General features: G+C 66.1%; 14 protein-coding genes. 13 read left to right on the top strand and 1 reads right to left on the bottom strand.

The window, feature by feature from the left end; translation table 11 throughout:
* The first annotated feature begins 37 nt into the window (after positions 1 to 37).
* The 10 genes from LQT98_RS10795 to LQT98_RS10750 all read left to right on the top strand — a co-directional run bounded on the left by LQT98_RS10795 (position 38) and on the right by LQT98_RS10750 (position 10218).
* Positions 38 to 1618 carry an ABC transporter substrate-binding protein gene (locus tag LQT98_RS10795; RefSeq protein WP_231462333.1) on the top strand — a complete coding sequence of 527 codons (1581 nt, stop codon included), beginning with the start codon at positions 38 to 40 and terminating at the stop codon, positions 1616 to 1618.
* Positions 1606 to 2583, top strand: coding sequence for a M14 family metallopeptidase (locus tag LQT98_RS10790; protein ID WP_231462331.1), 978 nt, complete (start codon positions 1606 to 1608; stop codon positions 2581 to 2583). The genes LQT98_RS10795 and LQT98_RS10790 overlap by 13 nt, the downstream gene beginning before the upstream one ends.
* 297 nt (positions 2584 to 2880) lie before the next feature.
* Positions 2881 to 3069: a DUF1843 domain-containing protein gene (locus LQT98_RS10785; protein WP_048410621.1), complete on the top strand. Its 189-nt coding sequence runs from the start codon at positions 2881 to 2883 to the stop codon at positions 3067 to 3069.
* A gap of 46 nt (positions 3070 to 3115) precedes the next feature.
* Positions 3116 to 3739, top strand: coding sequence for a DUF1842 domain-containing protein (locus LQT98_RS10780; protein ID WP_231462329.1), 624 nt, complete (start codon positions 3116 to 3118; stop codon positions 3737 to 3739).
* A 45-nt stretch (positions 3740 to 3784) separates the two neighbouring features.
* Positions 3785 to 4387, top strand: coding sequence for a DUF1842 domain-containing protein (locus tag LQT98_RS10775; RefSeq protein WP_231462327.1), 603 nt, complete (start codon positions 3785 to 3787; stop codon positions 4385 to 4387).
* A gap of 67 nt (positions 4388 to 4454) precedes the next feature.
* On the top strand, positions 4455 to 5921 hold the full coding sequence (locus tag LQT98_RS10770) for a GDL motif peptide-associated radical SAM/SPASM maturase (protein ID WP_231462325.1): 1467 nt from the start codon (positions 4455 to 4457) through the stop codon (positions 5919 to 5921).
* A gap of 213 nt (positions 5922 to 6134) precedes the next feature.
* Positions 6135 to 7136, top strand: a complete 1002-nt coding sequence (locus LQT98_RS10765; RefSeq protein ID WP_231462323.1) for a substrate-binding domain-containing protein — start codon at positions 6135 to 6137, stop codon at positions 7134 to 7136.
* Positions 7137 to 7337: 201 nt separating this feature from the next.
* The gene (gene gntK, locus LQT98_RS10760) at positions 7338 to 7865 is read left to right on the top strand and encodes a gluconokinase (RefSeq protein ID WP_231462321.1); all 528 of its coding nucleotides are present in this window, start codon (positions 7338 to 7340) and stop codon (positions 7863 to 7865) included.
* Position 7866: 1 nt separating this feature from the next.
* Entirely contained in the window at positions 7867 to 9204 is a 1338-nt protein-coding gene (gntU, locus tag LQT98_RS10755; protein ID WP_231462320.1) for a gluconate transporter, read from the top strand.
* A gap of 108 nt (positions 9205 to 9312) precedes the next feature.
* Entirely contained in the window at positions 9313 to 10218 is a 906-nt protein-coding gene (locus LQT98_RS10750) for a GGDEF domain-containing protein (protein WP_082151099.1), read from the top strand.
* A gap of 12 nt (positions 10219 to 10230) precedes the next feature.
* Here the strand turns inward: LQT98_RS10750 and LQT98_RS10745 are convergent, their stop codons facing one another.
* A complete protein-coding gene (locus LQT98_RS10745) occupies positions 10231 to 11049 on the bottom strand; it encodes a DAHP synthetase I family protein (protein WP_231462319.1) in 819 nt (272 codons plus the stop codon).
* 422 nt (positions 11050 to 11471) lie between these two features.
* Between LQT98_RS10745 and dhbC the strand changes: the two genes are divergently transcribed.
* Genes dhbC through LQT98_RS10730 form a run of 3 tightly spaced genes read left to right on the top strand, consistent with a single transcriptional unit; the run spans position 11472 to position 15177 of the window.
* Positions 11472 to 12656: an isochorismate synthase DhbC gene (dhbC, locus tag LQT98_RS10740; RefSeq protein WP_231462318.1), complete on the top strand. Its 1185-nt coding sequence runs from the start codon at positions 11472 to 11474 to the stop codon at positions 12654 to 12656.
* Positions 12653 to 14299: a (2,3-dihydroxybenzoyl)adenylate synthase gene (locus LQT98_RS10735; protein ID WP_231462317.1), complete on the top strand. Its 1647-nt coding sequence runs from the start codon at positions 12653 to 12655 to the stop codon at positions 14297 to 14299. Before dhbC ends, LQT98_RS10735 begins: the two co-directional genes overlap by 4 nt.
* Positions 14296 to 15177 (top strand): isochorismatase family protein, encoded by an 882-nt coding sequence (locus LQT98_RS10730; RefSeq protein ID WP_231462316.1) that lies wholly within the window; start codon positions 14296 to 14298, stop codon positions 15175 to 15177. Before LQT98_RS10735 ends, LQT98_RS10730 begins: the two co-directional genes overlap by 4 nt.
* The last annotated feature ends 90 nt before the right edge of the window (positions 15178 to 15267 follow it).

The raw sequence follows: 15267 nt of genomic DNA, 5'->3' as shown, positions 1-15267 counted from the left end.
ATTCACTCGCCGCGAACAAGAACTCAGGATAGCGTAAATGACAAGATCAAGCCTCACCCTCTCCCTGTTGTTGGCCTTAGCCTTGCCCGCCGCCGCGCAGGCGGCCAAGCCGCTGGTGTTCTGCGCCGAGGCGGCGCCGGAAGGCTTCGACCCGGCAATGTGGGATACCGCGTCCACTTACAATATCGCCAAGCCCATCTTCCAGGGCCTGACCGAATTCAAGCGCGGCGGCGTGGCGTTGCGGCCGGGGCTGGCGGAAAGCTGGAGCGTTTCCGCCGACGGATTGGAGTACACCTTCAAGCTGCGCCGCGGCGTCAAATTCCATAGCACCGATTACTTCAAGCCCAGCCGCGACTTCTCCGCCGATGACGTGGTCTTCACCGTAGAGCGCTGGATCCGCCCCGACGCGCCGTTCAACCAGGCCTTCAAGACGCCTCTGACCGGGCCGGACGGCTATGGCCTGAGCAAATTGATCGTCTCGGTGCAAAAACTGGACGCGCATGGCGTCAAGATCCGGCTCAAGGAGCGCAACGCCACCTTCCTGACCTTCTTCGCGATGGGTTTCGCCGGCATGCAATCGGCGGAATACGCCCAGCAACTGCTCAACTCTGGCAAGCCGCAGCAGATCAATCTGCTGCCCATCGGCACCGGCCCCTACCGCTTCAAGAGCTACGCCAAGGACTCGACCGTGCGCTACGAAGCCAACCCTCAGTACTGGGGCGCGCCGCAGAAAACCCGCAGCCTGATTTTCGCCATCGTCACCGATCCGCAAGTGCGCATCCAGAAATTGAAAGCCAATGAGTGCCAAGTGGCCGCGGCGGTGCGCGAGGCCGATCTGGACAGCTTGAGCGCCGACAAGAACATCCGGATCGCCTCCACCGGCGCCAGCAATATCTCTTACCTGGCCTACAACCTGAAACGGCCGCAATTCGCCAAGCGCGAAGTGAGGGTGGCGCTGGACATCGCCATCAACCGCGACGCGCTGTTCAAGGCGCTATTCCCCAAGGGCGGCGCCACCCAGGCGGTCAACCCCTATCCGCCGTCCACCTGGAGCTGGAACCCCAAGACCCGCAACGAATACAACCCGGCCAAGGCCAAGGCGCTGCTGGCCCAGGCCGGCTACCCCCAAGGCTTCACCGTCAATCTGTGGGCGCTGCCGGTGCAGCGCCCGACCAATCCCAACGGCAAGCTGATGGCGCAGATGATCCAGCAGGATTGGGCCAGGATAGGCGTCAAGGCGAATATCCAGAGCTATGAATGGGGCGAATACCTGAAACGCGCCGCCGCCGGCGAACACGATGTCTATATGTCCGGTCTGACCAGCAATTCCGGCGATCCCGACGATTTCCTGTGGAACACGCTGTCCTGCAGCGTCAGCAAGGGCGGCCAGCGTTTCTGCAATCCGGAATTCGACAAGCTGCTGCAGCTTGGCCGCCAAACCAGCGAACAGAGCCGGCGCGCGCAGTATTATCTGCAGGCGCAGGAAATCTTCAAGCGCGAACGACCATGGATCACCATGGCGCATTCGCGCATCTACATCCCGCTGCGCAATAATGTGCAAGGTTTCGTGATGAATCCCAACGGCTCTTTCGACTTCGAGAACGTATGGCTGAAATAGACCCTAGCTGGCCACAATGCTTCGCCAGCCACCGCTATCAGGCGCCGCGCCCCGGCCCGAGCCTGATCGTCACCGGCGCAGTGCACGGTAATGAGCACTGCGGCACGCTGGCGATCCGCCGCGTGATGGCAGAGCTGGAACAAGGCGCGCTGGCCTTGCGCTCCGGCCGACTGACCCTGGTCCCGGTGAGCAACCCGCTGGCTTTCCGGCTGAAGCAGCGCGGCGGCGAGCGCAATCTGAACCGCAAGCTCGCGCCCCATGCCAAGCCTGCCGATTTCGAGGACCATGTCGCCAACTGGCTATGCCCCTTGCTGTCCGAGCATGAGGTGCTGCTGGATCTACACTCTTTCCAGTCCCAGGGCCAGCCCTTCGTATTTCTCGGCCCGCGCGACAATGCCGGCGAGTTGGAACCGTTCGCGCACTCGGCAGAGGAAGAGGCGCTGGCGCAGCGGTTGGGCGTGGGCCGCGCAGTGGACGGCTGGCTGTCCACTTACGCGCTGGGCGTGGAGCGGCGCCGCCGGCGGCCGGCCGGCGACGCGCGGCAGCCGGTGCCGGACGACGACCCCCGCTACGGCGTGGGCACCACCGAATACATGCGTCAGCATGGTGGCTGGGCGCTGACGCTGGAATGCGGCCAGCACGACGACCCGGCCGCGCCGCTCGTCGCCTACCAGGCCATCGTCAACACCCTGGCCCATCTGGGCATGCTGGACGCGCCGCCGCCCGCGGCCGGGCCTCTGGAGGCGCTCAGCCTGTACGAGGTGGTGGACAAGCTGGACGAGGCCGACCGCTTCGCCCGCGACTGGGCCAGCTTCGACGCGGTGAGCAAGGACGAACTGATAGGCTGGCGCGCCGATGGCAGCCCGGTGACGGCGCTGGACGACGGACGCATCGTGTTCCCCAATCCCAAGGCGCCGGCCGGCCAGGAGTGGTTTTATCTGGCCAGGGCTTCCTCCCGCTTCTGAGAACATGTTTACGCTCCGCCGCGTGTCAGGCGCGGCATGGTAATGCGCCACTTCAGAATGCCCATGCTGCGCATGGGCATTTCGCTTTTCAAGCCCGGCTCCCAACACCATTCAACCCGGCTCAGCATTTCCACTTAAGTATTTGTTTTTCATAAAAACCACCATTTAGGCCAGCACACCCCCACCCCCAACTGCTACACCGATAAGCACTGCCGCGCCGCCGGCAGCCGCTGCCGCGGATGGCCGCCCCTGGCCGCCCGCCCTCCCCAACCCACTCAGCGCAAGGAAGTGAACACCATGAGCCATCTTCCCACGCATCAAACGCTGCCCTATGGCGTGGCCATCCATCAAGCGATCGCCGAAGGCAATCTGGCGCAGATGAAAACCTTGCTGGAGCAAGGCGAGCAGCATTTGCACCAATACGGCGATCTGCACGCCGCAGTCGAACAACTGAAGCTGGAAATCACTCGTCTGGAACGGCGCTGAGCGCCGCGCCGCCCGAGGCATCCCTCATTCTTGTCTTGGAGGTCTTATGTCAGGCAATACGCAGACTGAAATCGGATTGTTCCCCGTCAGCTACCTCATCGGCACCAATCTGGAAGGTGCTCCGACGCTGCTCTTGAACCTGCTGGTGGCGCCGCCCAAGCACTCGGTGACCGGCAGCGCCCACATCGTCAATCACAGCACTCATCCAGCGCTGAACGTGCACTCCCACGTCCACGGCGATTACACCTATCTGACCGTGATGCCGCCCAGCGAGGGCCGCATCCTGATCACCGCCCAAGGGCACAACGGCAATACGCCCAACTTCAAGCTGCACCTGGTGCTGAACCACGACTGGAAGCAAGGCATCGCCAATTACAGCTATTTCAACGGCTCCGCGTGGGTGGAGGTGGACAATGTGCCCGCCAAACTCAATCCAGAACTGAAATCGCGCTATTTCCCGCTGCCGCTGGAACCCGGCCCGGTGATCCTGCCCAACCCACCCATCATGGCCTTGTATGGCGTGCCCATCCAAAGCGCCATCGCCAGCGGCGATCTGGCCCACATGAAAACGCTGGCCGCTTACGCCAGACAGCAACTGGACGCCCAGCCGCAACTGCGCAAGGAGCTGGATGCGCTGAAGGCGGAAATCGCCAAGCTGGACCGCAAATAAGCAGGCGCGCGCGCCGATTCGTTTCCATTCGTCAAGGAGTGCTCCATGTCAGCAACAGGATTGTTCCATGTCCGTTACATCGTTTCCCAACCGGTGCTGGGCGCGCCGGTCCTGACCCTGGATTTGCTGGTCGACACGCCGCAGAAAAAGGTCAGCGGCCACGCCAGCATCACCCAGAGCATCAGCCCGCCCTTGCAGTTCCAGGCCAATGTCTGGGGCCATTACAGCCAGGCCAAGCTGGACCCGTCCGCCGAGCATCACATCGTGCTGTCGCTGGACGGCAGCCCCAGCTCGCCCAATAGCCAGATCGCGGAAACCTTCCATCTGCAAGGGATACTCGATCAGGACTGGCAAGACGGCAACGCCAGCTATCGCTTCTTCTATCAGGATGCCTGGCACACCGTCGCTCACGCCATCGTCACCGAGGCGCCAGCCGTGCATCCGGAGCCGCGTTCCGGCAGCAAGCCCTACCCCCATCCCATCCCGCTATACGCCGCCGCGCTGCAGCAGTCACGCAGCAGCGACAATCTGGCGCAGATGAAGTCGCTGGCCGGCCAGGCGGAAGAGCAGTTGAAGCAGCACGACAATATCGAAGCCGCGCTGAAACAGCTGCATGCCGAAATCGCCCGCCTCGAAGGCCGGCATTGAACGGCGTCGCACGCTAAGTCCAGGGGCGTCCAGCGGACGCTCCTCGCCCTTTCTCAAGGACCCGCTCATGCTAGACGACAGCCCCGCCGTCCGCCCGGCCCGCTATCTGGACGACGAAGACTTCAAGCGCTATGTCCCGGTGCACGTGGTTTGGGAAATCACGCTGGCCTGTGACCTGAAATGCCTGCATTGCGGCTCGCGCGCCGGCCACCGCCGCCCCAATGAGCTGTCCACCGCCGAATGCCTGCAGGTGATAGACGCGCTGGCGGCGCTGGGCACCCGCGAGATCACCCTGATCGGCGGCGAAGCCTATCTGCGCAAGGACTGGACCCAGTTGATCCGCGCCATCCGCGGCCACGGCATGTATTGCGCGATCCAGACCGGAGGCCGCAACCTGAACCCTGCCCGGCTGCAGCAGGCGATAGACGCCGGCCTCAACGGCGTAGGCGTGTCGCTGGACGGGCTAGCGCCCTTGCACGACAAGGTACGCAATGTGCCGGGCGCCTTCGACAAGGCGGTGGACGCCTTGCGCCGCGCCAAGGCCGCCGGCCTCGCCGTCAGCGTCAACACCCAGATCGGCGCGGCCACCATGCCGGACCTGCCGGCGCTGATGGATCAGATCATAGAGCTGGGCGCCACCCATTGGCAGATCCAGCTGACGGTGGCGATGGGCAATGCGGTGGATCACGATGAATTGCTGCTGCAGCCCTACCAATTGCTGGAACTGATGCCCTTGCTGGCGCGGCTGTACCGCGAAGGCGTGGATCGCGGCCTGCTGATGAATGTGGGCAATAATATCGGCTACTACGGCCCGTACGAGCGGCTGTGGCGCGGCTTCGGCGACGAGCGCGTGCACTGGAGCGGCTGCGCCGCCGGCCAGACCGTGCTGGCGCTAGAGGCCGACGGCACCGTCAAGGGCTGTCCGTCGCTGGCCACCGTCGGCTTTGCCGGCGGCAATGTACGCGACATGAGCCTGGACGATATCTGGCATCACAGCGAGGGCATCCACTTTGGCCGGCTGCGCTCGGTGGACGATTTGTGGGGCTATTGCCGCGGCTGCTATTACAACGATATCTGCCGCGGCGGCTGCACCTGGACCTCGCATTCGCTGCTGGGCAAGCCCGGCAACAACCCCTACTGCCACTACCGCGCGCTGGAATTGGAAAAACAGGGCTTGCGCGAGCGCATCGTCAAGCTGCAGGACGCGGCGCCGGCCTCCTTCGCCGTCGGCCGCTTCGACCTGATCACCGAGGACATCGCCAGCGGCCAGGAAGTCAGCCGCATCAGCCGCAGCGGCCAGGTCATTGCGCTGACCTGGAAAAACAAGGGCAAGACCGCGCCGCGCGAGGGCCGGCCGCCGGCCAAGCTGGCGCTGTGCCGACAGTGCCAACAATACATCCACCCGGACGAGACCTGTTGTCCGCACTGCGCGGCCGATATCGCCGCCGCCGAGCGCGACTACCAGCAGGAGCACGCCAGACGCCTGCAAGTGATGGACAATCTACGTCGGCTGCTGGGCCTTGCCGCCGATTAAGCGCGGCCAAGTCAGGCATGAATGGCGGGCGACGACGCGGCCGCTCGCCGTTTTATGCCAAAAAACTGGATTGTGTCGCTATTCCCATCCTCTGGCCATAGCTGTCTCGGCGAAAATCGGTCTACAATCGCGGATTGCCTTGCAACGCCGCCACAGGAGCCGATGCCAGCATGAACCGTTTGATCCCGCCCCCGGAAACCACCGGCCCGCGCCATGAGCGATAAGCCGCGCCGCCCGTCGTTGCAGGACATAGCCGACAAGGTCGGCACCTCCAAGATGACGGTCAGCCGCTATCTGCGCGACGCCAATCAAGTCTCCGACGCCACCGGCCAGCGCATCGCCCACGCGATGGAGCAATTGGGCTACATCCCCAACCGGGTGCCCGATCTGCTGGCCCGCGCCAAGAGCCGCGCCATTGGCGTGCTGCTGCCATCCATGTCCAACCAGGTGTTTTCCAGCCTGGTCCACGGCATAGAAGCGGTGACGCGCGACGCCGACTACCACACCCTGTACGGGCATTACTGCTACGACATCGAGCAGGAAACCCGACAGGTGGAGCAACTGCTGTCCTTCCAGGTGGACGGGCTGATCCTGTGCGAGACCCTCCATTCGGAACGCACCTTGCGCATGCTGCAAGTGGCCGCGATCCCGGTGGTGGAGGTGATGGAATTGCCGGCAACGCCGGTGGACCTGGCGGTGGGCCTGGACCACCAGGCCGCGGCGGAGGACATGACGCGGCTGATGATAGAGCGCGGCAAGCGACGCATCGCCTATCTTGCCGCCCGCCTGGACCGCCGCACCCGCTTGCGCGCGGCTGGCTATCGCGCGGCGATGGAGCAGGCTGGCCTGGAACCGCTGGAGGTCCAGACCGAGCAGCATTCCAGCTTCCAGTTGGGTGGCGAGATGCTGCGCCAGGCGCTGGAACAGGCACCGGACCTGGATGGCGTGTTCTGCACCAATGACGACATCGCCGCCGGCGCGCTGCTGGCGGCCCAGGCGATGCAGCTGGCCGTGCCGCAACGGCTGGCGGTGGCCGGCTTCAACGCGCTGGACATCGGCGACGCGCTGCACCCCGTGCTCGCCAGCGTGGTCACCCCGCGCGAAGCCATAGGCCGGCTGGCCGCGCAGCGCCTGCTCGGCCGCATCCACGGCCAGCGTTACGCCGATGCGGTAGTGGACCTGGGCTACACGCTGCGCCAGGGCGGCAGCATCTAGGCGCGGGCCGGAATGCAACAGCCGCGCCGGCCAAAACCGCCCGCCCCATCAATGACTTAAAACGACAGCCCGGCGCTGGATCAAGGCCGGGCATCAAAACGCTTGCCCGCCGCAGCGAAAGCCTACATATTGTCAGCACGCTAGATGTTACCGGTAACAAATAGATAATCCTCAACACAGCAACAAACCTGGAGCGGCGTCATGAGTTCCATTCCACATCGTGTTTATGTTTTGATGGGCGTTTCCGGCTGCGGCAAGTCCGCGCTGGCCGCGCGGCTGGCGCATTGCCTGCCATGCGCCGTGCTGGACGGCGATTTCCTGCACCCGCGCGCCAATATCGACAAGATGGCCGCCGGCGTGCCGCTGAATGACGCCGACCGCCATCCCTGGCTGGCCGCGCTCAGCGACGCCGCCTACGCCATGCAGCGCAGCAACGCGCTGTCCATCATCGTCTGCTCCGCGCTGAAGCGGCAGTACCGCGACCAGCTGCGCGCCGGCAATCCGCAGCTGTCCTTTCTGTATCTGAAAGGCGACTTCGAACTGATTCTGCAAAGACTGCGGACGCGGCAAGGACATTTCCAGAAAGCCGACATGCTGGCGTCCCAGTTCGCCGCGCTGGAAGAACCCGGCTCAGACGAAGGCGATGTCCATGCGCTGGACATCAGCCGGCCGCTGGACGCGGTGGCCGCCAGCGCCGTCCAATGGATCCAATCTCGACAGGACAACTGATATGCAGACCTTGCTGCTGGTATTGACCGCGCTAGGCTCGGTCTGCTTACTGCTGTTGCTGGTGATGAAGGCGCGCATGCATGCCTTCGTCGCGCTGATGCTGGTGTCGATAGGCGCCGGCCTGGCCTCCGGCATGCCGGTGGAGAAAATCGCCGACACCATGCAAAAGGGCATGGCCGGCACGCTGGGCTTTCTCGCCGTGGTGGTGGCGCTGGGCGCGATGTTCGGCAAGATCCTGCATGAAACCGGCGCGCTGGACCAGATCGCCGACCGTCTGCTGAATCGCTTCGGCGAACGGCGCGCGCATTACGCGCTGGGCGTGGCCGGCCTGATCTGCGCGCTGCCGCTGTTCTTCGACGTCGCCATCGTGCTGCTGATCGGCGTGGTGTTCGCGGTGGCGCGCCGCACCGGCGACAATGTGGTCAAGCTGGCCGTGCCCTTGTTCGCCGGCGTGGCGGCGGCGGCGGCCTTCCTGCTGCCGGGACCCACCCCTATGCTGCTGGCTTCACAAATGCAGGCGGATTTCGGCTGGATGATCCTCATAGGGCTGGCGGCGGCGATTCCCGGCATGCTGCTGGCCGGCCCGCTGTTCGGCGGCTTCATCAGCCGCCACGTGTCGCTGACCCTGCCGGAGGAAATCAGCCGCCCGACGCTGGACCCAGCGCGCATGCCCTCCTTCGGCTTCAGCCTGGCGCTGGTGCTGTTTCCGCTGGCCATGGTCGCCTGCAAGACCCTGGGCAGCCACCTGGCCGCGCCCGGCTCCGCCGCCCAGCACTGGCTGCAATTCATCGGCCACCCCTTTAGCGCCATCCTCGCCGCCTGCCTGATCGCGATCTACGGACTGGCGCTGCCGCGCGGCATGAGCAAGGACCAGATCATGCAGATCTGCAACGCAGCCCTCCAGCCGGCCGGCATCATCCTATTGGTGACCGGCGCCGGCGGCGTGTTCAAGCAGGTGCTGGTGGATTCCGGCGTGGGGCCGGCGCTGGGCGGCGCGCTGATCGGCGCCGGCCTGCCCATCGCCGTCGCCTGCTTCGCGCTGGCGGCCGCGGTGCGGGTGATACAGGGCTCGGCCACCGTCGCCTGCCTGACCACGGTGGGCCTGGTGCTGCCGGCCATCGAGACCATGGGCCTGTCCGGCGCGCAATTGGCGGCGCTATCCATCTGCATCGCCGGCGGCTCCATCGTGCTCAGCCACGTCAACGATTCCGGCTTCTGGCTGTTTGGCAAATTCACCGGCGCCAACGAGGCTCAGACACTGAAAACCTGGTCATTGATGGAAACCATACTCGGCACCACCGGCGCGCTGGTCGGCATCGCGGCCTTCGCCCTGCTGTGAGAAGCCGCCACGCGTCGGCGACGCGGCGTTGAAAACGGCGGCCGAGCTTGGCAAGCGCGGCCGCCGGATACGATACTGACAAGAAACTCGGCGGAATCGGCCAGCGCCATGACGGACGACATCTTTCCTTCCATGCTTGCCTTATTGCACGACAGCGCGACCCTGGTCGCGCTGTTCGACCAGCATGATGTACTGCGCTACGCCAACCCGGCCTTCCGCCATGCCTTCGACCTTACACCGACGGAAAGCCTGAGCTGGAGCGAACTGATGCGGCGCAACCACCTGCGCGGGCAAGGAGCGCGCATTGAAACCGACGATATCGAAACCTGGCTGCGCTCCGCTTGTTCACGCCGCGGCAAGCTGCCCTATCGCGCTTTCGAAGCCGATTTGCGCGATGGCCGCTGGATGTGGATGAGTGAAACCATGAGCGCGAACGGCTGGATGCTGTGCCAGGCCAGCGAGATCACCGAATTGCGCGCCGACCGGCGCGCGCTGCGCCAGGAGCGTGATGTCGCGCTGCGCGCCGCCCAGACCGACCCGATGACGGGCATCAGCAACCGCACCCATCTGATGCAATTGCTGGAACTGCTGCTGCAACGCCAGCGCGGCCAGCACGCGCCGGCCTGCCTCGCCATCCTGGACCTGGACCACTTCAAGCGCATCAACGATCAGGAAGGCCACCCGGCCGGCGATCAGGTCATCCGCAGCTTCGTCCACACCGTGCGCGGCCTGCTGCGTCAGCGTGACGGTTTCGGCCGGCTGGGCGGCGAGGAATTCATGATTCTGCTGCCGCACACCATGCTGGCCGACGCCGAGGCGCGCTGCGGCCGAGTGCTGGCCGCGGTACGCGCCGACCGGCCGCTGGCCGCCAAGCCGGAGCTGGGCTACAGCTGTTCCATCGGTCTCACCACGCTGCGCCGGGACGACGATATCGCCGCCTGCTACGCGCGGGCGGACGAAGCCCTCTATCATGCCAAGGGCAGCGGGCGCGATTGCCTGAGCAGCACGGTTTAAGCGGCAGGCGGCTCAGGCGATCGCGTCCAGCCGCTCCGCCTCGCGCCAGCGCTCAAAGCGCTGCTGCGCCGCCGCCACGCTGCTTGCCGTCAGCACCAGGCCGCCGCAGGCCGGATGCCAAGCGTCGGCGCCGCCCGCCGTCTCGTCCAGCACCAGCAGATGCGGCGCTTCGTCCCCCGCCATGCCCGGCGCCAGCAGCAAGGCGCCATCCGGATTGCCCGCGCTTTCCACCAAGCCCACCCGCCCGTCGCCGAGCAACATGGGGAAGCGATGGCTGGCGGCCACCGCCTGGCGCGCATCGCGCCCGATCTGGCGCTTGTCGCCGCCCAACTCCAACAGCACCGGGCACGGCAGCGCCGAGGCCAGCTCACGATGGATCTGGCTCTCTATCACCGTCGGCGGCAAGCACGCCGCGCTGACCAGATCGCCCAGATAAGCCATCGCATTGGGCTGCACCAATTCATGCGCCACCGGCACGCCCGCCGCAAGGCAGTGCAGATAGGCGCGCCGCCGCTCCAGCAAGGCCTGCCGACCCCAGGCCGGCGCCGGCTCGGCCCAGGCTTGCGCCAGCACGCCCCAGCCGCTTTCCCGCGCCAACCAGGCGCCCAGCCGCTGCGCCTGCTCCAGCAGAACGCCCAAAGGCAGGCGCAGCAGCAGCAAGCGCTGTCCGCTCGCGCCACTCACCGCCGTCTGCGCCAGCCGGCGGCCGCGCGCCACCACGCCGCGCGCGTCCTGGTCCGGCGCCGCGTCGGCCATCAATTCCCGCGGCGAGGGCAAACGCCGCAAACCAACCGGCTCCACCGCCTGCGTACCATTGGGTGCATCGTCCATACTGCCGCTGCTTTCCGAATACATCGTCATTCTCCGTCCCGACCCGCCATGCGGGCGCTTCAATTTGCGGTTACGATATTTTTATTGAGAATGATTGTCAATTGCATTTTAATGAAAACACCCAAACCGCTCCGCATAATGAGCCCGCCCCCAGCCTCGCGCGCCAAGGCGAAACCAGCACCTGCAGAGCAGGTCGGCGGCTGAACATTCTGAGCCGGTTCTCCGCACGCGCTGCCGGCTTTGAGCCACTGCCAAGCAGCCCCTCGCCAGCGGGCGGCGCGTCGTTTCAGGCCAAAAATGTGGAATCAATATCATCTGAATGCAATATCACCGTATTGCAATAGATAACGATTATCATTTATATTCGGCCTCGACGCTCAAACCGAGCCCCTCCCACCGACACAGTGGACCCAGGAATAGCGATGAACCAAACCTCACTCGACCCCGCCTATCGCGGCGAACACAATCTGTTGGCCGCCTACCAGGCCGATTCCGCCTTCTTCTTCGCCTCGCCATGCCACACCCTGCTGGCCGAGGGCATCCAGCAAGTGATCACCGACACCGACCCCAGCGCCGCCATCGCCGCCGCGCTGGCCGCCCAGCCGGACCCGGCCCAGGCCGTGGTGGTCGGCGCCATCCCCTTCATGCCGGAACAACAGCCGTGGCTGTTCGTGCCGCGGCAAGTGCGCCGCGCCGACGCGCTGCGTCAGGAACAGCGCAGCGCGCTGCGCCAGCCGCTGCAAGCCGATTGCCAATTGACGCCGCAGCCGGCGCCGGCCACCTACTGCCAGGGCGTCAGCGACGCGCTGGCCCGCATCGGCAGCGGCGCGCTGGATAAAGTGGTGCTGTCGCGCACCTTAGAGCTTTCCGCCGAGCAGGCCATAGACCAGCGTCAATTGCTGCTCAATCTGGCCAGCCAGAACCAGCACGGCTACACCTTCGCCGTACAGCTGAGCGCGGATGGCGCGCCGCGCCGCGCGCTGATGGGCGCCAGCCCGGAACTACTGCTGGCGCGCTACGGCCGGCAAGTGATCACCAATCCCTTGGCCGGCTCCGCCGCGCGCAGCCCGGACCCGGTGGAAGACCGCCGCCGCGCCGACGCGCTGCTGGAATCCGGCAAGGACTTGTTCGAGCACAAGCTGGTGATCGACGCCGTGGTCGAGGCGCTGGCGCCGTACTGCCGCAATCTGCAAGTGCCGGCCGGTCCGTCCCTGGTGTCCACCGCCACCATGTGGCATCTGTCCACCCGCATCAGCGGCGAACTGATCGACCCGGCGGTGGGCTCCTTCGAACTGGCTCGCGCGCTGCACCCCACTCCGGCGGTGTGCGGTTTCCCGGCGGACCCCGCTCGCAGCCTGATCCGCGAGATCGAACCCTTCGACCGCGGCTTCTTCACCGGCATGGTGGGCTGGTGCGACGGCAACGGTGACGGCGAATGGGCGGTCACCATCCGCTGCGCCGAAATCGCCGAACGCAAGCTGCGCCTGTTCGCCGGCGCCGGCATCGTCACCGGCTCGCTGCCGGAAAGCGAGCTGGCCGAAACCGCAGCCAAATTCCGCACCATGCTGCGCGCGATGGGCCTGGCCGACCTGGCGGAGGCGGCATGAGCGAGCAACGACTGGACTGGACGCCGTGGCCTGAAGACTTCGCCCGCCGCTATCGCGAAGCCGGCTATTGGCAAGGTCAGACCCTGTTTTCCATGCTGGCGGCCCAGGCCGAGCAGCAGCCGGAAAAGCTGGCGCTGGTGGCCGGCAAGCAGCGGCTGAACTACCGCGAACTCAAGCTCTACGCCGAACGCCTGGCCGCCGGCCTGTACGCGCGCGGCCTGCGCCCCGGCCAGCGCGCCGTGGTGCAGCTGCCCAATTGCGCCGAGTTCTTCATCGTCGCCTTCGCGCTGTTCCGCCTCGGCATGCTGCCGGTGTTCGCTTTGCCGGCGCACCGCCGCGCCGAAGTGTCCTACTTCTGCCAGCACACCGATGCCGCGGTCTATATCTGCGCCGATCAGCACGCCGGCTTCGACTACCGAACGCTGGCGGCCGAACTGCTGCCGCTGGCCCCCTCGCTGCAGCAGGTGATCGTCGCCGGCAACGCCGGCGACCACACCCCGCTCAACAGCCTCTATCTGATGGACCAGCCCTTGCCGGCGGAGCCGGACGCCAACGGCCTGGCCTTCTTCCAGCTCTCCGGCGGCAGCACCGGCGTGCCCAAGCTGATTCCGCGCACCCATGACGACTATCTGTACAGCTTCGCCGCCAGCGCCGAGATCTGCGGCCTGAGCCGCGACAGCGTCTATCTGTGCGTGCTGCCGGCCGGCCACAACTTCCCGATGAGCTCGCCCGGCAGCTTCGGCGTGTTCCACGCCGGCGGCACCGTGGTGCTGGCCTCCGGCCCCAGCGTCGACGAATCATTTGCACTGATCGAGGCCGAGGCCGTCACCATCGCCGCGCTGGTGCCGCCGCTGGTGCCGCTGTGGCTGGACGCCGCCGCCAAGCAGCCGGGCAAGCTGGCCAGCCTGCGCCTGCTGCAAGTGGGCGGCGCCAAGTTCGGCCCCGAGCTCGCCGCCCGCGTCGAACCCGCGCTCGGCTGCAAGCTGCAGCAGGTGTTCGGCATGGCCGAAGGCCTGGTCAACTACACCCGGCTGGACGACGGCCCGGAACGGGTGCTGCACACCCAGGGCCGGCCGATCAGCGCCGACGACGAAGTGCGCATCGTCGACGACGAGGACCAGCCGGTGGCGCCGGGCGAAGTCGGCCATCTGCTGACGCGCGGCCCTTACACCATCCGCGGCTACTGGCGCGCCGCCGACCACAATCAGCGCGCCTTCACCGCCGACGGCTTCTACCGCACCGGCGACCTGGTGAGCATGAACGCCGACGGCTATCTGACGGTGGAAGGCCGCGCCAAGGACCAGATCAACCGCGGCGGCGAGAAAATCTCGGCCGAGGAAGTGGAAAACCATCTGCTCGCCCACCCGCTGGTGCGCGACGTCGCCATCGTGGCGATGAGCGACCCCTATCTGGGCGAACGCTCCTGCGCCTTCATCATCCCGCGCGAGCAGCAAGCGATCCGCCTGCCCCAGGTGGCCGCCTTCCTGCGCGAGCGCGGTCTGGCCGCCTACAAGATTCCGGACCGGCTGGAGCTGGTCGACACCCTGCCGCAAACCAGCGTCGGCAAGGTCAGCAAGAAAACCCTGCGCCAGATGCTGGAACAGAAACTGGCCGCGCAGCCCACCCAAAGGTCACAAGCATGAGCATTCCCCGCATCGCCCCCTACGCCATCCCGTCGCAACTGCCGGACAACCGCGTCAACTGGACGGTGGCGCCGCAGCGCGCCGCGCTGCTGATCCACGACATGCAGGAATACTTCCTGGATTTCTATGACCGCGACGCCGAGCCGGTGGCCACCGCGCTGCGCAATATCGCCGCCATCCGCGCGCGCTGCCGCGAGCTGAACATCCCGGTGTTCTACACCGCCCAGCCGGCGGAACAGGCCGACAGCGACCGTGGCCTGCTCAACGATATGTGGGGCCCCGGCCTGCCGGCTCGCCCGGAACGCCACCCCATCGTCGCCAGCCTGAGCCCGGCCGCCGACGACACCGTGCTGACCAAGTGGCGCTACAGCGCCTTCCAGCGCTCGCCCTTCCTCAACCTGCTGCGCCAGCAAGGCCGCGACCAGCTGATCATCTGCGGCATCTACGCCCACATCGGCTGCATGAGCACCGCGCTGGACGCCTTCATGTACGACATCCAGCCCTTCTTCGTCGCCGACGGCCTGGCCGACTTCTCCGCCGACCGCCACGCGATGGCGCTGGAATACGTGGCCCAGCGCTGCGGCGTGACCCTGGACAGCCAGCGCCTGCTGGGCCAATTGGCCGCCCCCGCCAGCGCTGCGCCCAGCGCGGAAGCGCTGCGCGCCGCCATCGCCGAACTGCTGCAGCAGCCGGCCAGCGACATCGGCCTGGACGACAATCTGCTGGACTGGGGCCTGGACTCCATCCGCCTGATGAGCTTGCTGGAACAATGGCGCGCGCTGGGCGCGGAAATCGACTTCATAGAACTGGCGCAACAACCCAGCGTCAACGCCTGGCAGGCGCTGCTGGCGCGCCAGCTGGACGGAGCCGCCGCATGAGCGCCAGCTACCCGGAATTCCACGGCCGGCTGGCCGTGGTCAGCGGCGCGGCCCAGGGCATAGGCGCGGCGCTGGCGCGCTCGCTGGCGG

It is taken from the genome of Chromobacterium aquaticum (assembly GCF_021129195.1).
Lineage (GTDB): Bacteria > Pseudomonadota > Gammaproteobacteria > Burkholderiales > Chromobacteriaceae > Chromobacterium > Chromobacterium aquaticum.
This window is presented reverse-complemented; position numbering and strand designations above follow the sequence as displayed.

What these genes read in the sequence shown, in the direction of transcription:
- LQT98_RS10795 (WP_231462333.1), top strand. Translation starts at nt 38, where the DNA reads ATGACAAGATCAAGCCTCACCCTCTCCCTGTTGTTGGCCTTAGCCTTG.
- LQT98_RS10790 (WP_231462331.1), top strand. Translation starts at nt 1,606, where the DNA reads ATGGCTGAAATAGACCCTAGCTGGCCACAATGCTTCGCCAGCCACCGC.
- LQT98_RS10785 (WP_048410621.1), top strand. Translation starts at nt 2,881, where the DNA reads ATGAGCCATCTTCCCACGCATCAAACGCTGCCCTATGGCGTGGCCATC.
- LQT98_RS10780 (WP_231462329.1), top strand. Translation starts at nt 3,116, where the DNA reads ATGTCAGGCAATACGCAGACTGAAATCGGATTGTTCCCCGTCAGCTAC.
- LQT98_RS10775 (WP_231462327.1), top strand. Translation starts at nt 3,785, where the DNA reads ATGTCAGCAACAGGATTGTTCCATGTCCGTTACATCGTTTCCCAACCG.
- LQT98_RS10770 (WP_231462325.1), top strand. Translation starts at nt 4,455, where the DNA reads ATGCTAGACGACAGCCCCGCCGTCCGCCCGGCCCGCTATCTGGACGAC.
- LQT98_RS10765 (WP_231462323.1), top strand. Translation starts at nt 6,135, where the DNA reads ATGAGCGATAAGCCGCGCCGCCCGTCGTTGCAGGACATAGCCGACAAG.
- gntK (WP_231462321.1), top strand. Translation starts at nt 7,338, where the DNA reads ATGAGTTCCATTCCACATCGTGTTTATGTTTTGATGGGCGTTTCCGGC.
- gntU (WP_231462320.1), top strand. Translation starts at nt 7,867, where the DNA reads ATGCAGACCTTGCTGCTGGTATTGACCGCGCTAGGCTCGGTCTGCTTA.
- LQT98_RS10750 (WP_082151099.1), top strand. Translation starts at nt 9,313, where the DNA reads ATGACGGACGACATCTTTCCTTCCATGCTTGCCTTATTGCACGACAGC.
- LQT98_RS10745 (WP_231462319.1), bottom strand. Translation starts at nt 11,049, where the DNA reads ATGGACGATGCACCCAATGGTACGCAGGCGGTGGAGCCGGTTGGTTTG.
- dhbC (WP_231462318.1), top strand. Translation starts at nt 11,472, where the DNA reads ATGAACCAAACCTCACTCGACCCCGCCTATCGCGGCGAACACAATCTG.
- LQT98_RS10735 (WP_231462317.1), top strand. Translation starts at nt 12,653, where the DNA reads ATGAGCGAGCAACGACTGGACTGGACGCCGTGGCCTGAAGACTTCGCC.
- LQT98_RS10730 (WP_231462316.1), top strand. Translation starts at nt 14,296, where the DNA reads ATGAGCATTCCCCGCATCGCCCCCTACGCCATCCCGTCGCAACTGCCG.